This is a genomic window from Methylobacterium sp. J-072 (genome assembly GCF_022829425.1).
In the GTDB taxonomy this organism is placed as follows: Bacteria; Pseudomonadota; Alphaproteobacteria; order Rhizobiales; family Beijerinckiaceae; genus Methylobacterium.
This window is the reverse complement of sequence record NZ_JAKSYK010000134.1, coordinates 1-17536: the sequence shown is the minus strand read 5'-3', so window position 1 is coordinate 17536 and position 17536 is coordinate 1. Positions and strand designations below refer to the sequence as shown.

16 protein-coding genes are annotated in these 17536 nt (G+C 70.8%); 2 read left to right on the top strand and 14 right to left on the bottom strand.

The genetic code is table 11. From position 1 onward, the window contains the following. Nucleotides 1-2 precede the first annotated feature (2 nt). From puhE to bchF, 13 genes are read right to left on the bottom strand one after another with little or no spacing between them, the layout of a single operon-like run. Nucleotides 3-797 carry a putative photosynthetic complex assembly protein PuhE gene (gene puhE / locus MKK67_RS15315; RefSeq protein ID WP_243965915.1) on the bottom strand — a complete coding sequence of 265 codons (795 nt, stop codon included), beginning with the start codon at nt 795-797 and terminating at the stop codon, nt 3-5. A 1-nt stretch (nt 798) separates the two neighbouring features. Next, nucleotides 799-1887: a magnesium-protoporphyrin IX monomethyl ester (oxidative) cyclase gene (gene acsF, locus MKK67_RS15310; RefSeq protein WP_243965914.1), complete on the bottom strand. Its 1089-nt coding sequence runs from the start codon at nt 1885-1887 to the stop codon at nt 799-801. After that, nucleotides 1884-2180, bottom strand: a complete 297-nt coding sequence (locus MKK67_RS15305; RefSeq protein ID WP_243965912.1) for a hypothetical protein — start codon at nt 2178-2180, stop codon at nt 1884-1886. The genes acsF and MKK67_RS15305 overlap by 4 nt, the downstream gene beginning before the upstream one ends. Beyond that, nucleotides 2180-2659: a photosynthetic complex assembly protein PuhC gene (puhC, locus tag MKK67_RS15300; RefSeq protein ID WP_243965910.1), complete on the bottom strand. Its 480-nt coding sequence runs from the start codon at nt 2657-2659 to the stop codon at nt 2180-2182. Before puhC ends, MKK67_RS15305 begins: the two co-directional genes overlap by 1 nt. A gap of 11 nt (nt 2660-2670) precedes the next feature. After that, the gene (gene puhB, locus MKK67_RS15295) at nt 2671-3327 is read right to left on the bottom strand and encodes a photosynthetic complex putative assembly protein PuhB (RefSeq protein WP_243965908.1); all 657 of its coding nucleotides are present in this window, start codon (nt 3325-3327) and stop codon (nt 2671-2673) included. Continuing rightward, a complete protein-coding gene (puhA, locus tag MKK67_RS15290) occupies nt 3324-4103 on the bottom strand; it encodes a photosynthetic reaction center subunit H (protein WP_243965907.1) in 780 nt (259 codons plus the stop codon). The genes puhB and puhA overlap by 4 nt, the downstream gene beginning before the upstream one ends. Before the next feature lie 18 nt (nt 4104-4121). After that, nucleotides 4122-5549 carry a BCD family MFS transporter gene (locus MKK67_RS15285; protein ID WP_243965906.1) on the bottom strand — a complete coding sequence of 476 codons (1428 nt, stop codon included), beginning with the start codon at nt 5547-5549 and terminating at the stop codon, nt 4122-4124. Further along, nucleotides 5546-6400, bottom strand: coding sequence for a magnesium protoporphyrin IX methyltransferase (gene bchM, locus MKK67_RS15280; RefSeq protein WP_243965904.1), 855 nt, complete (start codon nt 6398-6400; stop codon nt 5546-5548). The genes MKK67_RS15285 and bchM overlap by 4 nt, the downstream gene beginning before the upstream one ends. Continuing rightward, the gene (bchL, locus tag MKK67_RS15275) at nt 6400-7293 is read right to left on the bottom strand and encodes a ferredoxin:protochlorophyllide reductase (ATP-dependent) iron-sulfur ATP-binding protein (protein WP_243965903.1); all 894 of its coding nucleotides are present in this window, start codon (nt 7291-7293) and stop codon (nt 6400-6402) included. The genes bchM and bchL overlap by 1 nt, the downstream gene beginning before the upstream one ends. Further along, complete coding sequence (locus MKK67_RS15270) at nt 7290-11018, bottom strand: magnesium chelatase subunit H (RefSeq protein ID WP_243965902.1); 3729 nt, start codon at nt 11016-11018, stop codon at nt 7290-7292. The genes bchL and MKK67_RS15270 overlap by 4 nt, the downstream gene beginning before the upstream one ends. Then, nucleotides 11008-12603: a ferredoxin:protochlorophyllide reductase (ATP-dependent) subunit B gene (gene bchB, locus MKK67_RS15265; protein ID WP_243965901.1), complete on the bottom strand. Its 1596-nt coding sequence runs from the start codon at nt 12601-12603 to the stop codon at nt 11008-11010. The genes MKK67_RS15270 and bchB overlap by 11 nt, the downstream gene beginning before the upstream one ends. Nucleotides 12604-12607: 4 nt before the next feature. Then, the gene (locus MKK67_RS15260) at nt 12608-13882 is read right to left on the bottom strand and encodes a ferredoxin:protochlorophyllide reductase (ATP-dependent) subunit N (RefSeq protein WP_243965900.1); all 1275 of its coding nucleotides are present in this window, start codon (nt 13880-13882) and stop codon (nt 12608-12610) included. Next, nucleotides 13879-14385 carry a 2-vinyl bacteriochlorophyllide hydratase gene (gene bchF / locus MKK67_RS15255; RefSeq protein WP_243965899.1) on the bottom strand — a complete coding sequence of 169 codons (507 nt, stop codon included), beginning with the start codon at nt 14383-14385 and terminating at the stop codon, nt 13879-13881. The genes MKK67_RS15260 and bchF overlap by 4 nt, the downstream gene beginning before the upstream one ends. 324 nt (nt 14386-14709) lie before the next feature. Between bchF and MKK67_RS15250 the strand changes: the two genes are divergently transcribed. Together MKK67_RS15250 and ppsR are read left to right on the top strand one after the other, a co-directional pair. After that, nucleotides 14710-15621, top strand: coding sequence for a B12-binding domain-containing protein (locus MKK67_RS15250; RefSeq protein ID WP_243965898.1), 912 nt, complete (start codon nt 14710-14712; stop codon nt 15619-15621). A 30-nt stretch (nt 15622-15651) separates the two neighbouring features. Next, entirely contained in the window at nt 15652-17097 is a 1446-nt protein-coding gene (ppsR, locus tag MKK67_RS15245) for a transcriptional regulator PpsR (protein WP_243965896.1), read from the top strand. A gap of 106 nt (nt 17098-17203) precedes the next feature. Here the strand turns inward: ppsR and MKK67_RS15240 are convergent. Then, a partial coding sequence (locus MKK67_RS15240) for a methyl-accepting chemotaxis protein (protein WP_279601652.1) occupies nt 17204-17536 on the bottom strand: 333 nt, incomplete at its 5' end.

The window sequence follows — 17536 nt, the reverse complement described above, 5'->3', positions numbered from 1 at the left end:
ATCTAGCCGTTGTCCCCCGGCCGCGCCGCGCCGTCCGGATTGCGCGTCGGCAGGCTCCACCGCCACAGCTCGGCCGAGGGCAGCGGCAGCATCAGGAACCAGTGTTCGAGCGTCGCCAGCGCGATCAGGGTCGCCAGGACGGTGAAGCCGATCAACTCGTGCGCCAGCAGGTCCGGCCCGAGGGCCGCCCGCCCGAGCAGGCCTGCCGCGATGGTCCCGAGGCTGACCGAGACCGGGAACAGCAGGTTCATCGGTTTTCGCGAGAGGTAGCAGGCCAGGTAGCCGAGATGGTCCGGCAGGAACTCGGCGTGCAGGTTGCGCACCCCGAGGAACAGGTTGAGCCGCGCCGACAGGTTCATCACCACCAGGGCGCCGTAGGTCCACAGGGCGATGGTGTTGGCCCCGCCCCAGACCAAGGCCAGGATCGCCAGGCCGCCGATCACGATGGCGAATTCGTGCCACAGGCTGGTGGCGAGCGCCGCCAGGAACCGGTCGAGGCCGCGCAGACCCGGTGCGCAGGCCGCCGGCTTCGGGCCCGACACGAAGCCCATGTAATAGCTCATCTCCTGCCAGCCCCAGACCACCAGGGCCGCCGTGAACGCCGTGTAGGCCCCCGTCGAGCTGGTATCCTGGGCGCTGGTGCGGATCGCCACCAGCGCGCCGGCGAGCAGCAGCGTCGCGCCGGCCATGCTCCACGGATGCGTGCGCCGCGGGGCGTGGTCGAGCAGCAGGATCAGCCCGGTGGAGAACCACCAGAGCACCAGGGCATAGACGACCGGGGCGGCGTAAGTCGCCATCCTACCAGACCGGCTGGAGGCGGATGTCGGCCGGCAGGGCGTTCGCCTTGACCGGCAGAAAGTAGAGCCGGACGAAGGTGGCGGCCGCGCGCAGCACCTGGATGCCGTGCTTGAGCTTGCCCAGGACGCCGCCCTGGGCCCGAGCCTCGGCGATCGCCCGGGAGCAGGCGAGCAGGGTCTCCAGCCCGGCGTGGAACTTCGGGTTGTCGAGGTCGAGCTCCAGCGGGAAGGTCTGCCGCGAGATCTCGGAGGTGATGCGGAACACCGTGTAATCGTAGTCGGTGGGATCGACCCCGAGCGCGGCGTGGAAGGCCGGGCGGTGATGGTCGCGCACATACATCGTGGCGAACACCGCCAGCAGGAAGAACCGGATCCAGTAGCGATTGATGCCGCTGGTCAGCTTCGGGTTGGCGCGCATCAGCAGCGCGAACGCCTCGCCGTGGCGGAACTCGTCGTTGCACCACAGCTCGAACCACTTGAAGATCGGGTGGATGCGCCGCTCCGGGTGCTTCTCCAGCTCACGGAAGATGGTGATGTAGCGGGCGTAGCCGATCTTTTCGGACAGATACGTCGCGTAGAAGATGAATTTCGGCCGGAAGAACGTGTATTTTTTGGACTTGGTCAGGAAGCCCAGGTCCACGCCGATGCCGAAATCCTTCAGCGTGTCGTTGATGAAGCCGGCGTGGCGGGCCTCGTCACGGCTCATGAAACCGAACAGCTCCTTGATGTCCTTGTTCTTCGCGCGTTTTCTCATCTCGGCGTAGAGCACGCAGCCGGAGAACTCGGCGGTGATCGAAGACACCAGAAAATCCAAAAACTCCTTCCGCAGCTCGGGCTCCATCTGCGACAGGTCGCAGTCGAAGTCGGCGTTGCGGGTGAAGTGGCGCTTGTTCGGGTCGGCGCGCAGCTCGGCGATGAGCAGGTCCCAATCCCGGCGCACCGGCTCGACGTTGGTGCGGTCGAGCTCGTCGAAATCGGTGGTGTAGAAGCGCGGGCTCAGGAAGGTCGTCTCCTGGGCGGCCTTGGTCGATTCGTTGACCGGCGTTTTCGGAACCGGCTGGCCGGAGAGCGGCGGGACGGGAGCGTTCACAGCTTCCTCCTCTCGGAAAAACTGACTTCGTAGAGTTCGGTCAGTTCGAGATGGGCGACGAGCTTGGTCCAGGCCCGCTCCAGCGGGCCGGCCCGGGTGACGGTGGCGGTGCGGCGGACGGTGAGCCGCTCGCCATAGGGTACGGAGGTCGGGGCGTCGTGGACCTGGACCTCGTCACCGGGCTCGATCTCGAAGCCGGAATCCAGGGTGACGTGCGCGTGCAGGCTCTCGGGCGTCTGCTCGATCTCGATCGTGCAGGGCACGGTGACGGTGCGGCTCCCGAACAGGCCCATCAGCGCGTCTCCGTGCCGGCGGGGACGGCGAGCAGCCGGGCGAAGGCCCCGGCATTGGTCGGGCCGAAGGCTTCGAGCGGCACCCGGCGGCCGGTGGCGTCGTCGGCCAGCGCGAGGCGGCCGTCATCGTAGCGGGTCAGGCTGAACGGCTGCTCCGGGCCGAGGCCGTCGCGCTGGCGGGCCTGGGCCAGACCGCGCAGGGTCCCGCGCAGAAAACCGTCCTCGCCGGGGCGGATCCAGGCGACGATCTGCCGGTCGGCGGCGTTGCGCAGGGCGATCGAGCCGTCGACCTGGTCCTCGGCGCGGAATTCGAGCCGCGTGACCGGCTTGGCCGGCGGCAGGGCGATCATGCCGATGCCCTCGCTGCGCCCGACCAGGACGGCCAGCATGGTGAAGCCCATCAGCGCGCCGGCGCCGATCATCAGCAGGGCCGGTGCCGGTCCTGCGGATCGGCCGACGCTCTCCGCCCGCTCGCCCATCGCGCCTCTCCCTATTCGGCCGCGACGACGCGGCCGGGATTGTCTTGGACCGCCCGCGGACGCGGGACGATCAGGGGCCGCACCGTCTGCGACGCCTCGGCATGGGCCTCGATCGCCCGCGCCAGCAGCGTCGCCACCGCCTCCGCATCGGGTACGGAACGCAGCATGGGCTCGGTCCGGGCGAGACGCCAGGGCCGGGCATGCGGCCACAGCTGAAGGTAGGCGATACGCAGGCCCGGCCGCAACCGGAGCGGCAGATCTCCGCTCCCGTCCGTGAAGGCACGCAACGCCGCACCCTCGACCTGCGCGAAGGGCACGTTGTGGGTCACCGGCAGGGCGATGCCGGCATGCAGCACGATCCGGCGGTCGGTGATCGTGTAGACCGCGGTGCGGTGGCTGAGCCACGCGAACAGCCAGAGCAGGGCGAGGCCGACCCCGCCGACCAGCAGGGTCAGGCCGACGGTGGTGAGCGCCGAGACGGGCGAGCCGGCCATCAGCCCGAAGGCCAGGGCGCAGGCAGCGAACCAGGCGGCGACCAGGCGGGCATGATAGGCGCGGACCCAGAGGCCGCTGGTGGTCGGCGCCCCCTGCCACAGGATGCGCTCGTTCGCCGGCAGCGGGCCGGGCAGACCCCGCAGGGTGCCCTCGGGGAGGAAATCGCCGCTCATAGCAGGGGCTCCGCCCGGGCCGGGGTGGCGTAGAGGGTGCCGGCGCCGAAATAGGCCATGATCCGCTCCTCCTCCAGGAAGGTGACGCTGTCGGGATCCCGGGTCGCCGGGATGTCGGCGAACTGGGCGGCGAGCAGGGCCTCGGACTTCACCGTCTTGGTGAAGCCGCCGGCCCGGCAGAAGGTGGACGGCATCAGCCGGCGGCCGCCCGTGGGCAATTCGACCTCGTAGTAGCGGATCAGCGACTCGCCGCGGTCGATCCAGACATCGCTGACGACACCCGCCACCCCGTTATCGGTGCCGAACACGGTCATGCCGATCGGGTTCGGGCCGGCCTCGTGGATGACGAAGGCTTTGGCGACCCGCAGGGGCACGATCCGGTACTCGTCGTCCCAGGTCTTGTCGTGCACGTCGTGCCGGACGACCCACGAGCCGGGGCCGACGCCGGCCTGGAGCGACGTGTCGGTCCGCTCGTAGGGGGCGCCGGGCCAGGGCTCGACCTTGCGGGCCGGGATGCCGGTCTCGATGTCGTCGCGGCCCTGCACCGCCTGGGGGGCGTAGGTGGTCTCGCCGCCCGGCAGGTGGAACGCCTTGGACCGTGGGATCAGGACCGGGTCCGGCGCCTTGCGGCGGCCGACGATCTCGTTCTCCAGCGGGTAGCCCTCGCGCCGGTCCTCCCGGCGCAGCCAGAACACCAGCCCGGCGAAGAAGATGAAGAAGGCGTAGAGCACGACCTGGGCGACGTCGACGTAACCCGTAATGGCGCCGGTTGGCATGGCTGTCCTCCCCGAGTCTCAGGCCGCCCGTTCGGCAAGAGTGCCGCCGAGCCGATTTTTCCCTGCTGCACGCGCGTCCTCCCGAACCAGCGGTCCCAGGGCGATCAGGGCCGCGAACAGGAGAGCGATCTCGATGTGGTAGACGATCAGGTAGCCGATCGCGGGCTCGTTCATGCCCTCGCCGAGCACCCCCGATTGGGCGATGGCGCCGCCGATGTCGCGCACCACGCCGCTGGCGGCGATCGAGATCCCCGCGGCGCTGGCCTGGACGGCGCCCCAGGCGCCGAGCGCCAGCCCGGTATCCTCGGGGCCGGCCCGGTTCATCGAGGCGGTGAGCGTGCCGTGGGCGAACAGGCCGCCGCCCAATCCGATCAGGCTGACGCCCACCGCGAACAGGTCGGCCGAGGCGAGCGGCGCGGCGAAGACCACCGCCGAGAAGGCCAGGATGCCGATGCCGACGCCGACGGCCGAGACCCGGAACGGGTCGCCGCCGCGCCCGAGCCAGCGGGCGGCGATCAGCAGGCCGAGCCCGCCACCGGCGGCGAGCAGCGCCGTCAGCGCCGTGGTCGCCCCGACCGAGAGGTGCAGGATCTGGCCGCCATAGGGCTCGAGCAGGATGTCCTGCATCGAGAACCCGGCGGTGCCGAGCCCGATCGCCACGAGGCGGCGGCGCGCGGTGCCCTGCCCGGCATAGTCGCGCCAGGAGGCGCGGAAGTCCCGCGCCGGGGCGGCCCGGCTCCGGTTCGGGTCGCGCGGCTCCTGCTTCCACAGGGCGATCCCGTTGAGCACGATGGTGACGAGCGCCGCGCCCTGGATCACTTGGATCAGCCGCACGGGTGAGAAATGCGCGAGGAACAGCCCGAACAGCAGGGCGCTCGCCATCATGCCGAACAGCAGGGCGACGCAGAGCAGCGCCACCACCTTCGGCCGGGCATGCGCGGGGGCGAGGTCAGTGGCGAGCGCGAGACCGACGGTCTGGGTGGTGTGCAGCCCGGCCCCGACCAGCAGGAACGCGAACGCCGCCGCCACATCCCCGACCCAGAGCGGGCCGGTGGTATCGCCCGACAGGATCAGCAGCGCGAACGGCATGATCGCCAGGCCGCCGAACTGGAGCAGGGTGCCGAACCAGATATACGGCACCCGCCGCCAGCCCAGCACCGAGCGGTGCGTGTCCGACCGGAACCCGACCAGGGCCCGCAACGGCGCGAAGATCAGCGGCAGGGCCAGCATCACCGCGACGATCCAGGCCGGGACGCCGAGCTCGACGATCATCACCCGGTTGAGCGTCCCGATCAGCAGCACCGCCGCCATGCCGACGGTCACCTGGAACAAGGCGAGCCGCAGCAGCCGGCCGAGCGGCAGCTCGACGGTGGCGGCATCGGCGAAGGGCAGGATCGCCGGGCCGAGGCGCATCAGGGCTTTGGTCAGGGCGCGGCCGGATCTCATGCGGCGGTCCCCCCCGTTTCGTCCATCCCCCTCATCCTGAGGTGCGGCGCAGCAGCCTCGAAGGAGCCCTCCAGGGATCGCGCAGCTGGCTGGAGGGCTCCTTCGAGGCCTCCGCTATGCTTCGGCGCCTCAGGATGAGGGCGTGGTTGGGAGGCGCGTGTCAGCGTGATCGCGTTCGACAGGTAGAAGCCGCTGTTGATCCGATGGCTCTGTGACCAGGTGAATCCGTCGAGTGCCGGTTCGGCAGCGATCCGGCGCCGGAGGCCACCCTCGGTCACCGGCACGATCGCCGGCGAGCGGTCGCCGCGGGGAAAGAACTGTCCGGCCGCATGCATCACGGTCAGCAGGGCCGTGCGCGGCGCCACCGTGAACAGCACCGACCCGTCGGTGCGGGCGCCGAGGGCCGCGAGCGCCCGGACGATGTCGGCGGCGCTGTAATGGATCAGCGAATCCATCGCGACCACGTGGTCGAACCGGCCGAGGCCGGGGTCGAGCATGTCGCCGACGCGGAAATCTATGCTGCCCGCGCCGGGGATCGTTGGCAGCCGTTCCCGGGCGAGGCCGACCAAAGTCGGCGAGACGTCGATGGCGACCACCTCGGCGCCGCGCCGCGCGGCCTCGACGCTGAGCGCCCCGGTGCCGCAGCCGGCGTCCAACAGGCGCAGGCCGGTCATGTCGGCGGGAAGCCAGGACAGCAGCGTCCCGCGCATCGCGTCCCGGCCGGCCCGCACGGTGGCGCGGATCCGGCTCACCGGCGCGTCGGAGGTCAGCCGCGACCAGGCCTCGACCGCGGTGCGGTCGAAGTAGGTGGTCAGTTCACCCCTGCGGGTGTCGTAGCTCGCGCCCGCCATCAATCGAATCCCAAAAATTCGAACAGGTCGCGGTCCTTCATCGGGATGGCCTCGCAAGGCTCCCCGCCGGCCCAGAGCGTCTCGGCGAGCCGCATGTACTCGGCCGTCACCGCGTCGAGTTCGGGGGAGGAGTCCATCTCGAACAGGGTCGACTTCTTGAGCCGCGAGCGGCGGACAATGTCGAGATCGGGGAAATGGGCCAGCCGCTTCAGGCCGACCGCGTCGTTGAACCGGTCGATCTCGTCGGTCTTGGCCGAGCGGTTCGCGATGACGCCGCCGAGCCGCACCGGGTAGTTCTTGGCCTTGGCGTGGATCGCCGCCACGATCCGGTTCATCGCGAAGATCGAGTCGAAGTCGTTGGCGGTGACGATCAGCGCCCGGTCGGCGTGCTGGAGCGGCGAGGCGAAGCCGCCGCAGACCACGTCGCCGAGTACGTCGAACACCACGACGTCGGTGTCCTCCAGGAGGTGGTGCTCCTTCAGGAGCTTCACCGTCTGGCCGACCACGTAGCCGCCGCAGCCGGTGCCGGCCGGAGGGCCGCCGGCCTCGACGCACATGACGCCGTTATAGCCCTCGACCACGAAGTCCTCGACGCGCAGCTCCTCCGAGTGGAAGTTCACGGCTTCGAGGGCGTCGATGACCGTGGGGGCGAGGCGCTTGGTCAGGGTGAAGGTCGAGTCGTGCTTGGGGTCGCAGCCGATCTGCAGCACCCGCTTGCCGAGCTTCGAGAACGCCACCGACAGGTTCGACGAAGTCGTCGACTTGCCGATGCCGCCCTTGCCGTAGACCGCGAACACCTTCGCGGTCTCGATCTTCAGGTCCGGGTCGAGATCGACCTGCACGCTGCCTTCTTCCTTCCGGGCAACGACCGGGTTGCGAATGGCGATGTTCATGCGGCGACTCCTGTGGTGACGCCTTCGAGACGATCTTCCAGTTCCTCCTCGGCCCGATCGAGGGCGTCCCGCATCGCTGCGTCGGGGGTCCAGAAGCCGCGCTTGTGAGCCTCGATCAGCCGTTGGGCGACCTTGGCGGAGGCGGTAGGGTTGAGGGAGGCCATGCGCTCGCGCATGGCCGGGTCGAGCACGTAGGTCTCGGTGATCCGCTCGTAGATCCAGGGCTGGACCGCGTTGGCGGTGGCCGACCAGCCGACCGTGTTGGTCAGGTGGGATTCGATCTGGCGCACGCCCTCGTAACCGTGGCCGAGCAGGCTCTCGTACCATTTCGGGTTGAGCATGCGGGTGCGTGTCTCCAGCGCGACCTGCTCCTCCAGGGAGCGCACGCGGCCCTCCCCGCGGGTCTGGTCGCTGATGTAGATCGGCACCGCCGCGCCGCGGGCCTTCGCCACCGCCCGGCCCATGCCGCCGAGCCCGTCGAAGTAATGGTCCACGGAAGTGACGCCGACCTCGACCGAGTCGAGGTTCTGGTAGGCCATGTCAACGGAAGCCAGCACCGCCTGCATCAACGCCCGCTGCGGCGCCGGCTTGCCCGAGCGGCCATACGCGAAGCTCTTGCGGCGCGAGAAGGTCTCGCACAGCTCGGCATCGTCGTCCCAGGCCCCGGAATCGACCAACTGGTTGACGTTGGCGCCGTAGGCCCCCTCGGCGTTGGAGAAGACCCGCAGCGCCGCGGTTTCCAGATCGCAGCCCTGCTCGGCCTGGATCGCCAGAGCGTGCTTCCGGACGAAATTTTTGTCTAATGGCTCGTCGGCGGTGGCGGCGAGATACGAGGCTTCGGCCAGCAGCTTCGTCTGCAAAGGCAAGAGATCGCGAAAAATGCCTGAGAGGGTGACGACCGCGTCGATCCGCGGGCGGCCGAGGGTGTCCAGCGGGATCAGCTCGGCGCCGCTGAGCCGACCGTAGCCGTCGAAGCGTGGGGTAGCACCGATCAGGGCCAGCGCCTGGGCGATCGGGCCGCCCTCGCTCTTGAGGTTGTCGGTGCCCCACAGGACCAGGGCGACGCTCTCCGGGCAGGGTTTCCCGTCCGCGGCGAAGCGCTCGAGGATGCGCTCGACCTGCCGGGCGCCGTCGGCCACCGCGAAGGCGGAGGGCAGGCGGTACGGATCGAAGCCGTGGATGTTGCGCCCGGTCGGAAGGATCGCGGGGTTGCGCAACAGGTCGCCCCCGGCCACCGGCGGGATGAACCGGCCGTCGAGCGCCCGCAAGAGGGCCGGGAGCTCGTGGTCCCGCGCCAGCAAGCTGTCGGTCTGGGCGAGGACCGCGAAGGCGGCGCGGGTCTCGGGGTCGCCGGGCAGCCCGGAGACCGCGAAGGCCGCCTCGGCACCCTCTCCCGCGACCAGCGCGGCGATGGCGGCGCGGTCGGGCTTCAGCCCGTGCGAGGCCTCGGCCAGCGCGAGCAGCAGGTCGATCCGTTCCTCCGCCGGCACGCCTTCGCCGACCACGTGCAGCCCGTGCGGGATCAGAGTCTGCTCCAGCTCCTGCACGGCGGACCAGAGGTTTGCGACCCGGGCGCCGAGATCGCCGGTCCAGGCCGGCTCGGCCGGCACGAGATCGACGGCGGCGCCCTGCTCCTGGATCAGCCTGGCGAGGGTTTCGCGTTCCGCGACCGCTTCGAGATCGAGCCCGCGCCAGCGCTCCATGGAGCTCTTCAGGTCGAGCAGGCCGCGATAGAGCCCGGCGGTGGCGAGACTCGGGGTCAGGTAGCTCACCAGCGTCGCGGCGGAGCGGCGCTTGGCCAGCGTCCCCTCGGACGGGTTGTTGGCGGCGTAGAGGTAGATGTTGGGCAGCGCCCCAATCATCCGCTCCGGCCAGCACGCCTCGGACAGGCCGGTCTGCTTGCCGGGCATGAATTCGAGCGCGCCGTGCGTCCCGAAATGCAGCACGGCGTCGGCGGAAAAATCCTCACGCAGGTAGCGGTAGAAGGCCGAGAACGCGTGCGTCGGCGCGAAGCCGCGCTCGAACAGCAGCCGCATCGGGTCGCCCTCGTAGCCGAAGGCCGGCTGGACGCCCACGAAGACGTTGCCGAACTGGGCGCCGAGCACGAACAGGTCGGAGCCGTTGGTCTGGTGGCGGCCGGGCGCGGGACCCCATTGGGTCTCGATCTCGGCGAGGTATCGTTCGCGCCGGACATGGTCCTCGGCCCGGATGCGGGCATGGACGTTGGCCTGGGTCCCGTAGCGCTTGGCGTTGCCGTCCAGGATTTTTTCGCGCAGGGCGTCGACGCTCTCCGGGATCTCCACGGCGTAGCCGTCCGCCGCCAGGCCCTTCAGGGTGTTGAGCAGCGAGGCGTAGACCGACAGGAACGCGGCCGTGCCGGTGGCGCCGGCATTGGGCGGGAAGTTGAACAGCACCACGGCGAGCTTGCGCTCGGCCTTCGGGGTGCGGCGCAGGGAGACGAGGCGCTCGACCCGCTCGGCCAGCCGCGCGACCCGCTCGGGATGCGCGCGCATGTCCCGGGCGTTGTCGCTGCCCGACGCCGAGGAGCGTCCGCCGAACACCATCGGGGCGGTGGCGCCGTCGAGCTCGGGGATCGCGACCATCATGGTCGCCTCGACCGGCGACAGGCCGCGCTCGCCGGATTCCCATTGCTCGATCGTCTGGAATTCCAGCGCCTGCGCGGCGAGGTAGGGCACGTCGAGCTGCGCCAGCATCGCCTCTGCGGCGGCGGCGTCGTTGTAGGCGGGGCCACCGACCAGCGAGAAGCCGGTGAGCGACACCAGGGCATCGATCCGGGCGCGGCCATCCCGCATGAAGAAGGCGTCCACGGCCGGACGGTTGTCGAGGCCGCTGGCGAAGGCCGGCACCACGTCGAGGCCCTTGGCCTCCAGGGCGGCGATCACCCCGTCGTAATGGGCGGTGTTGCCGGCCAGCACGTAGCTGCGCATCAGCAGCAGCCCGACCCGGCCTCGCGTGTCCGCCGAGCGCGGCAGCCGGGACGGATCCTGGCCGATCCGGCTAGGCAGGCGCGGGTGGTAGAGGCCGGTCTCGGGGTAATCGAGGGGCGCCGGTGCGGCCGGTCCCTCGCGCCACACCGCGCGGGTGCCGGCGGCGTAGCGGTGCACCAGGAAGCGGACCAGGGCGGCGACGTTCTCGTCCGAGCCGGCCAGCCAGTATTGCAGGGTCAGGAAATAGGCGCGCACGTCCTGCGCCGAGCCCGGGATGAAGCGCAGGATCTTCGGCAGCTTGCGCACCAGGGCCATCTGCCGGCCGGCATTGCCCTGCTGGCCGGGCTTGCCGCGCAGCTTCTTCAGGAAATCGAGGGCGCTGCGCTTGTCGCCGCTCATGTCGAAGCGGCCGAGCTTGGTCGTCTTCACCACCTCGCTCGCCGACATGCAGCCGACCATCGCGTCGCAGGCATAGCGCCGGGCCGCGAGCGCCGGCAGGATCGCCCGGACATGCTCGTCCATGAACAGCATGGCCGAGAGCACGATGTCGGCCTGTGCGATGTCGCTGCGGCAGGCGTCGAGCGCCGACGCATCGGTGTCCCATTCGGCCGCGGCGTGGAAGTCGAGCACCAGCCCCGGCATCTCGGAGCGCAGGCGCAGGCGCGCCCGCTCCACCGCGCTCGCCAGGTGGTTGTCGAGCGTGACGATGACGACGCGGATCGGCGGGCGGCGCGTCGAGCCGGCCTCGCGTCCGGGGGAGAGCGCTCTAGCGGCCATAATGCGCCTTGGCGTCGTAGAGGGTTTCGAGGGTGATGAGCGGCAGCCGCCGCTCACGGGCGAACTTCTCCGTGTTGCTGCGCGCTTTGCCGCGTACGAAGAACGGGATCTTCTTGAGTTCCTTCTCGGCCTCGGGCGCCCAGGGGGCGGCCGTGATCACCACGTCCTCGTCCAGGAGGATCGGAGCGGCCGCCGGCACCGGATCGGCCGCTTGCGTGACTTCGGGGGCCTCCGCCGTGGAGGCCGCGCGCGGGTTGCCGCCGAGATGCGACGGCCCGACGCCGTCGTGGAATTCGGGATCCTCCCGGAACATGCCCAGCAGGTGCTCTTCGAGGCCCATCATCAGCGGATGGACCAGGGTGTCGAACAGGACGTTGGCACCCTCGAAACCCATCTGCGGGGCATAGCGGGCCGGGAAATCCTGGACGTGGACCGGGGCGGAGATCACCGCGCAGGGGATGCCCAGCCGCTTGGCGACATGGCGCTCCATCTGGGTGCCGAGGACCAGTTCGGGGGCGGCGGCGCGGATCGCGGCCTCGACGTCGAGGTAATCGTCGGTGATCAGGGCCTCGATGCCGTGCTCGGCGGCTTCGGCCCGGACCTCGCGGGCGAATTCGCGGCTGTAGGTTCCGAGGCCGACGACGGTGAAGCCCAGTTCCCGCGCCGCCATCCGGGCGATGCCGATCGCGTGGGTCGCGTCACCGAACACGAAGACGCGCTTGGCGGTCAGGTAGGTCGAATCGACCGAACGCGAATACCAGGGCAGGCGCGAGCCGGGGCCGTCGAGGAACGACGCCGGATCGATACCGGCCAGAGCCGCGACCTCGGCGACGAAGCGGCGCGTGGCGCCGACGCCGAGCGGGACTTCCCGCGTGAACGGCTGCCCGAAACTCTTCTTGAGATACTCGGCCGCGCTGCGGGCCGTCTCCGGATAGAGCACGACGTTGAAGTCGGCATCCTTGAGCCGGCCGAGATCGGCCGGGCTGGCGCCGAGCGGCGCGACGACGTTCACGTCGATCCCGAGGCTGTCGAGCAGCCGGCGGATTTCGATCAGGTCGTCCCGGTGGCGGAAGCCCAGAGCCGTCGGGCCGAGGATGTTGCAGGTCGGGCGCCGGCCCGGCTCCCGCGCGAGACGCGGTGCGGGGGCTCCGGCAAGCGCCCGGACCAACCGATAAAACGTTTCGGACGCGCCCCAGTTTTCCTTCTTCTGGTAGGCGGGAAGCTCCAGCGGGATCACCGGGATCGGCAGGTCGAGGGCCTTGGCGAGCCCCCCGGGATCGTCCTGGATCAGCTCGGCGGTGCAGGAGGCGCCGACGATCATCGCCTGGGGCTGGAAGCGCGCGTAGGCGGCGGCCACCGAGGTCTTGAACAGCTCGGCGGTGTCGCGGCCGAGATCCTGGGCCCGGAAGGTGGTGTAGGTGACGGGCGGGCGCGCATCGCGCCGCTCGATCATCGTGAACAGCAGGTCCGCGTAGGTGTCGCCCTGCGGCGCGTGCAGCACGTAGTGCAGCCCGGTCATCGCGGTGGCGACGCGCATCGCGCCGATATGCGGGGGGCCTTCGTAGGTCCAGAGGGTGAGCTGCATCGCCCTACACCTCCAGCAGCGCGCGGCGCCGGAGCGGGCGCGCGAACAATTCGGCGAGGTCGCCGGCCTGCTCGTAGCCCTGCACGGGCGTGAACAGCAGCTCGATCGACCACTTGGTCGAGAGGCCCTCGGCCTCCAGCGGGTTGGCGAGGCCGAGGCCGCAGACTGTCAGGTCCGGCCGCGCCGCCCGGCAGCGATCCATCTGGTCGTCGAGGCTCTGGCCTTCGGTCACGCGTGTGCCCGCCGGCAGCATCTCGATCTCGGCCGCCAGATGCGCCCGGTGCAGGTACGGGGTCCCGACCTCGACCAGCGCCACGCCGAGTTCGCGGGCGAGGAAGCGCGCCAGCGGAACTTCGAGCTGTGAATCGGGGAAGAAGAACACCCGCTTGCCGCCGAGTTTTTCGCGGTGGGGGGCGAGCGCGGTCTCGGCCCGGCCGCGCCCCGCGGCGGTCGCCGCCGCGAAGGTCGTGTCGTCCACGCCGAAAGCGTCGGCGGCCGCTTGAAGCCAGCCGGTGGTGCCCTCGGCGCCGAGCGGGAACGGAGCGGCGAGCCGGTGCGCGCCGCGCTCGTCGAGGGCGCGGGCGGTGTCGGCCAGGAACGGCTGGGCCAGCAGGTAGCGGGTCCCGCGCCCGATGGCCGGCATCGCGCCGGCACGGCGGGCCGGGAGGAACCGGACGTCGGCGATCCCCATCGCGGAGAAGATCCGAAGAAACTGGTCCTCGACCACGTCGGCGAGCGCCCCGACGATCAGGAGCGACGGCGCGGCCTCGGCCGGCGCCCGCGGCAGTTCCGGCACCAGGGCGGCGAGGCAGGCATCCTCGCCCTGCGTGAAGGTCGTCTCGATGCCGGAGCCGGAATAGTTCAGCACCCGCACCGGCGCGAGGCGCCCCGACAGGCGCTGGGCTGCCCGGGACAGGTCGAGCTTGATCACCTCGGACGGGCAGGAGCCCACCAGGAACAGCAGCTTGATGTCGGGCCGGCGCTCGATCAGCCGGGTGACGACTCGGTCGAGTTCCTCGTTGGCATCGGCGATCCCGGCCAGGTCGCGCTCGTCGATGATCGCGGTGGCGAAGCGCGGCTCGGCGAAGATCATCACCCCGGCGGCCGACTGGATCAGATGGGCGCAGGTGCGCGAGCCGACCACCAGAAAGAAGGCGTCCTGGATCTTCCGGTGCAGCCAGACGATGCCGGTGAGCCCGCAGAACACCGCGCGCTGGCCGTTCTCCTGATGGAAATCGATACCGCCGCAGGCGGTGGGGGGCGGGACGGGCGCGTTCACGACAGCGCCTCCGCGAAATGCGGCTGGCGCGGTCCGGCGCCTTCCAGGCGGGCGGCCCGGAGCTTGAGCAGGAACTGGCCGGCATTGACCACGTAGGTCGCGTAGGCCGCCAGCGCGAGGATCAGCAGGGCCTGCCCGCCGAGGGCGCCGGTGGCGAGGGCGGCGAGGTAGGCGGTGTGGAGCGCCAGCACCAGCATGCTGACCACGTCCTCCCAGTAGAAGGCCGGGGCGAACAGCCAGCGGCCGAACACGGCCTTCTCCCAGATCGAGCCGGTGATCATGATCGCGTAGAGCGCCAGGGTCTTGACCACCACCGAGGCCTCGGCGGCCAGCTGGCCCTGCCCGGTGGCGAGCGCCCGCAGCACTAGGACCAGGCTCGCCAGGAAGATCAGGAATTGCACCGGGGCCAGCACCCCCTGCACCAGAGTCCAGGGCGAAGCGTCGCGAAGCTGCCGTTCGGCGGCCGTGTAGAGCGGTCGTGATGGCCGGTCCCCGGGACCCATGCATCCGCTCCCCTGTGCTCGGCGACGCCTGAGAGCGCCGTCGTTGACAGAGGCTAGGGCCGCAGCCCCAAAAGTGTCAAGTGCGCTTTACGCTCGAATGAGGTGACATGGGGTTTGACATATTTTCTTTGTTCCAGTCATTGCCAAGATCGACGACTCGGGTATCGTTCCAAACGCTGGCCTCTGGTTTTGGCAGCTCGGCTGGTTCGATCCGAGGATCTGCGGCGACGAAGACTTGAGAAGACCGGCGGGCAACGCCGCACTCGACGCGCTTGCGGAACCGCCGGCCCACCCGGGCCGGGGCCGCTTCTGGGAGGGATGCCGATGGGAGACTGGAGGCATTTCGGTGAGCGTCTGGACCCTGGGCCGATTGCCGGCGGTTGTGGCGCGATGAGCGACGGCCGGTCCGTCTTCGGCGACGGGCCGCGAGTCCGCCACCAGGCCATCCCGCGCCCCTCCTCCGACGACAAGGCGGTGCCGGATGCCCTGGCCCGCCTGGTCGAGGCGGAGATCCTGCCCCGGCTGATGCTGGCCCACCGGCCCGCCGGCCGCCGCGCCCAGCCCGACCGGGCGCCGAGCCCGGACGAGATCGCCGCCTTCAGCGCGCTCCTGCTGGCCCCCGGGCCGATCGACCTCGACGCCCAGGTCGCCGCCCTGCGCGAGGGCGGGCTGCCGCTGCCGCGCCTGCTCCTCGACCTGCTCGCCCCGGCGGCGCGCCACCTCGGCGAGCTCTGGGAAGACGACGCCTGCGATTTCCTGGCCGTGACCGAGGGGCTCGGACGGCTGCAGGCGGTGAGCCGGCGCCTCTGCGCGCAGCTCGAGGACGATTCGGTGCAGGCCAACGGCCGCAGCGTGCTGCTGCTGCCCTGCCCCGGCGAGACCCATCATTTCGGCCTGTCGATCGTCGCGAGCTTTTTCCGCGAGGCCGGCTGGGACGTGACCACGGCGGTCCCCGGCCCGGAGGTCGACCCCCTGACCCTCCTGCGCTCCGAGTGGTTCGACGTGGTCGGCCTGTCGCTGTCCTGCGACGTGTTCCTGCCGGCCCTGTCCGGCACGGTGACGGATGTCCGGCGCGCCTCCAGCAACAAGGAGATCCGGGTGATTGTCGGCGGCCCGTATTTCGCTCGCTACGGCGGCGAGGCGGGCATCGTCGGCGCCGATGCCTGCGCGCCGGACGGGTTCCTGGCGCCGGCCACGGCCGAAGCGTTGCTGGACAGACGCGCCTTGGCCTGCTGAAAGGGCTGCCACATCAACCATCACAATACGGTGACCGTGACGCCCCAGCCTCACCCCACCCCGCAGTCGCCACCTCCGGCACTGCTCCAGGTGGCCGACCACCTCGACGGCGAGGCGGTCGGGCGTCTCGTCGCGGCGTCCGCCGACCTGTCCCTGGTGGTCGATGCCGACGGGGTGATCCGGGACGCGACCGCCGCGGCCGATCTCGAAGCGGAGAACATCCCCGGCTGGCTCGGGCGGCGCTGGATCGACATCGTGACGATCGAGAGCCGGCCGAAGGTCGACGCCCTGCTGCGCGACGCCCGGCCCGACGGCATCACCCGCTGGCGCCAGATCAACCACCCCTCTCCCAGCGGCATCGACCTACCGATTCGCTACGCCTCGATCCGCTCCGGCGAGGGCGGCCCGATCGTCATCCTGGGCCGCGACATGCGGGCGGTGGCCGCACTCCAGCGCCGGCTCACCGACGCCCAGCAGGCCCTGGAGCGCGACTACGACCGCCTCCGCGCCGCCGAGACCCGCTACCGCCTGCTGTTCCAGATCTCCGGCGAGCCGGTGCTGGTGGTCGATGCCGGCACCCGCCGGGTCGCGGAGGCGAACCCGTCCGCCGCGCGCCTGCTCGGCCGCCCGGCCAAGCGCCTGACCGGGCAGGATGCCGTCGACCTGTTCGATGCCGGCAGCGCCCGCTCCCTGGAGGCGCAGTTCGCCGCCCTGCGGGCGACCGGTCAGGCCGGAGAGGTCCGCGCCGCCCTCCAGCACGGGCGCGGCGAGGTCACGGTCGCGGTCTCGCTGTTCCGGGGCGAGGGCGGCCCGAGCGCGCTGATGCGGCTCGTGGCCGATCCGGCCGCCGCCGAGGCGGGCTCCGACCAGGAGGCGCCGACCCGCGCAGTGATCGAGGCGATGCCCGAGGGCTTCGTCGTGACCGATTCCACCCGCCGGGTCCTGATGGCCAACGCTGCCTTCCTGGAACTGGCGCAGCTCGCCACCGAGAGCCAAGCCAGGGGCCGGCCCCTCGACCAGTGGCTCGGCCGCGAGGATACCGAGGCGCAGGCCCTGTTCTCCAGTCTGGTCGACCACGGTTCCGTGCGCCGCTTCGCCACCGTGATCCGCGGCACCTATGGCGGCGTCGAGGATGTCGAGGTCGCCGCCGTTTCGGTGCCCGGGTCGCGTCCGTGCCTGGGCTTCGCGATCCGCTCCGCCCCGCGGCGGATCCCGGAGGGGCGGCTCGCCGGCAGCCGCGACGTGCCGCGTTCGGTGGAGCAGATGGCCGAGCTGGTCGGCCGGGTCTCGATGAAGACCCTGGTCCGCGAGACCACCGACCTGATCGAGAAGCTATGCATCGAGGCGGCCCTGCGGATCACCCGGGACAACCGCGCTTCGGCCGCCGAGATGCTCGGCCTCAGCCGCCAGGGCCTCTACGCCAAGATGCGCCGCTACGGCGTCGGCGACCTCGACGCCCCCGGCGAAGACGATTGATTTTTTTGGGGGTTTTGGGCGCGGCGTCTTCGGCCCGGGTTGGCCCGGATGCGATGATGCTGTGATGCGGTTGGGTTGGAAGGGCGGGGTCTCCAACCCAACCCCCTCATCCTGAGGCGCCGAAGCGCAGCGGAGGCCTCGAAGGAGGCCTCCAGGGATCGCCCGGCCGGGGCGCGGGCTGGCCGGCGCGCGTGTCGCGGGCGTCGGCGGTCGGCCGCGCCAGCGCCTGCACCTCCCCGGCGACAGGCGCGAGGCCCCTGCCCGCCTCGCCGGCCCGGGCGGCCGCGATGGTGGCGTGCCGCGCCAGCAGGTTGGTCTGCCCGGCGATGCCGGCGATCAGGCCAGTCACGTCCCTGATCTGTTCCGTCCCTCGGGACAGGACCTGCTTCAGCTCGTGGGTACCGGCCGCGTCCACGCTCGCACGGTCGGCCATCGTCGC

Coding starts and splice junctions, on each gene's coding strand:
- bchF (WP_243965899.1), bottom strand. CDS start 14,385: ATGGGTCCCGGGGACCGGCCATCACGACCGCTCTACACGGCCGCCGAA.
- bchL (WP_243965903.1), bottom strand. CDS start 7,293: ATGAACATCGCCATTCGCAACCCGGTCGTTGCCCGGAAGGAAGAAGGC.
- MKK67_RS15250 (WP_243965898.1), top strand. CDS start 14,710: ATGGGAGACTGGAGGCATTTCGGTGAGCGTCTGGACCCTGGGCCGATT.
- MKK67_RS15270 (WP_243965902.1), bottom strand. CDS start 11,018: ATGGCCGCTAGAGCGCTCTCCCCCGGACGCGAGGCCGGCTCGACGCGC.
- puhA (WP_243965907.1), bottom strand. CDS start 4,103: ATGCCAACCGGCGCCATTACGGGTTACGTCGACGTCGCCCAGGTCGTG.
- puhE (WP_243965915.1), bottom strand. CDS start 797: ATGGCGACTTACGCCGCCCCGGTCGTCTATGCCCTGGTGCTCTGGTGG.
- bchM (WP_243965904.1), bottom strand. CDS start 6,400: ATGGCGGGCGCGAGCTACGACACCCGCAGGGGTGAACTGACCACCTAC.
- bchB (WP_243965901.1), bottom strand. CDS start 12,603: ATGCAGCTCACCCTCTGGACCTACGAAGGCCCCCCGCATATCGGCGCG.
- MKK67_RS15285 (WP_243965906.1), bottom strand. CDS start 5,549: ATGAGATCCGGCCGCGCCCTGACCAAAGCCCTGATGCGCCTCGGCCCG.
- puhC (WP_243965910.1), bottom strand. CDS start 2,659: ATGGGCGAGCGGGCGGAGAGCGTCGGCCGATCCGCAGGACCGGCACCG.
- puhB (WP_243965908.1), bottom strand. CDS start 3,327: ATGAGCGGCGATTTCCTCCCCGAGGGCACCCTGCGGGGTCTGCCCGGC.
- MKK67_RS15305 (WP_243965912.1), bottom strand. CDS start 2,180: ATGGGCCTGTTCGGGAGCCGCACCGTCACCGTGCCCTGCACGATCGAG.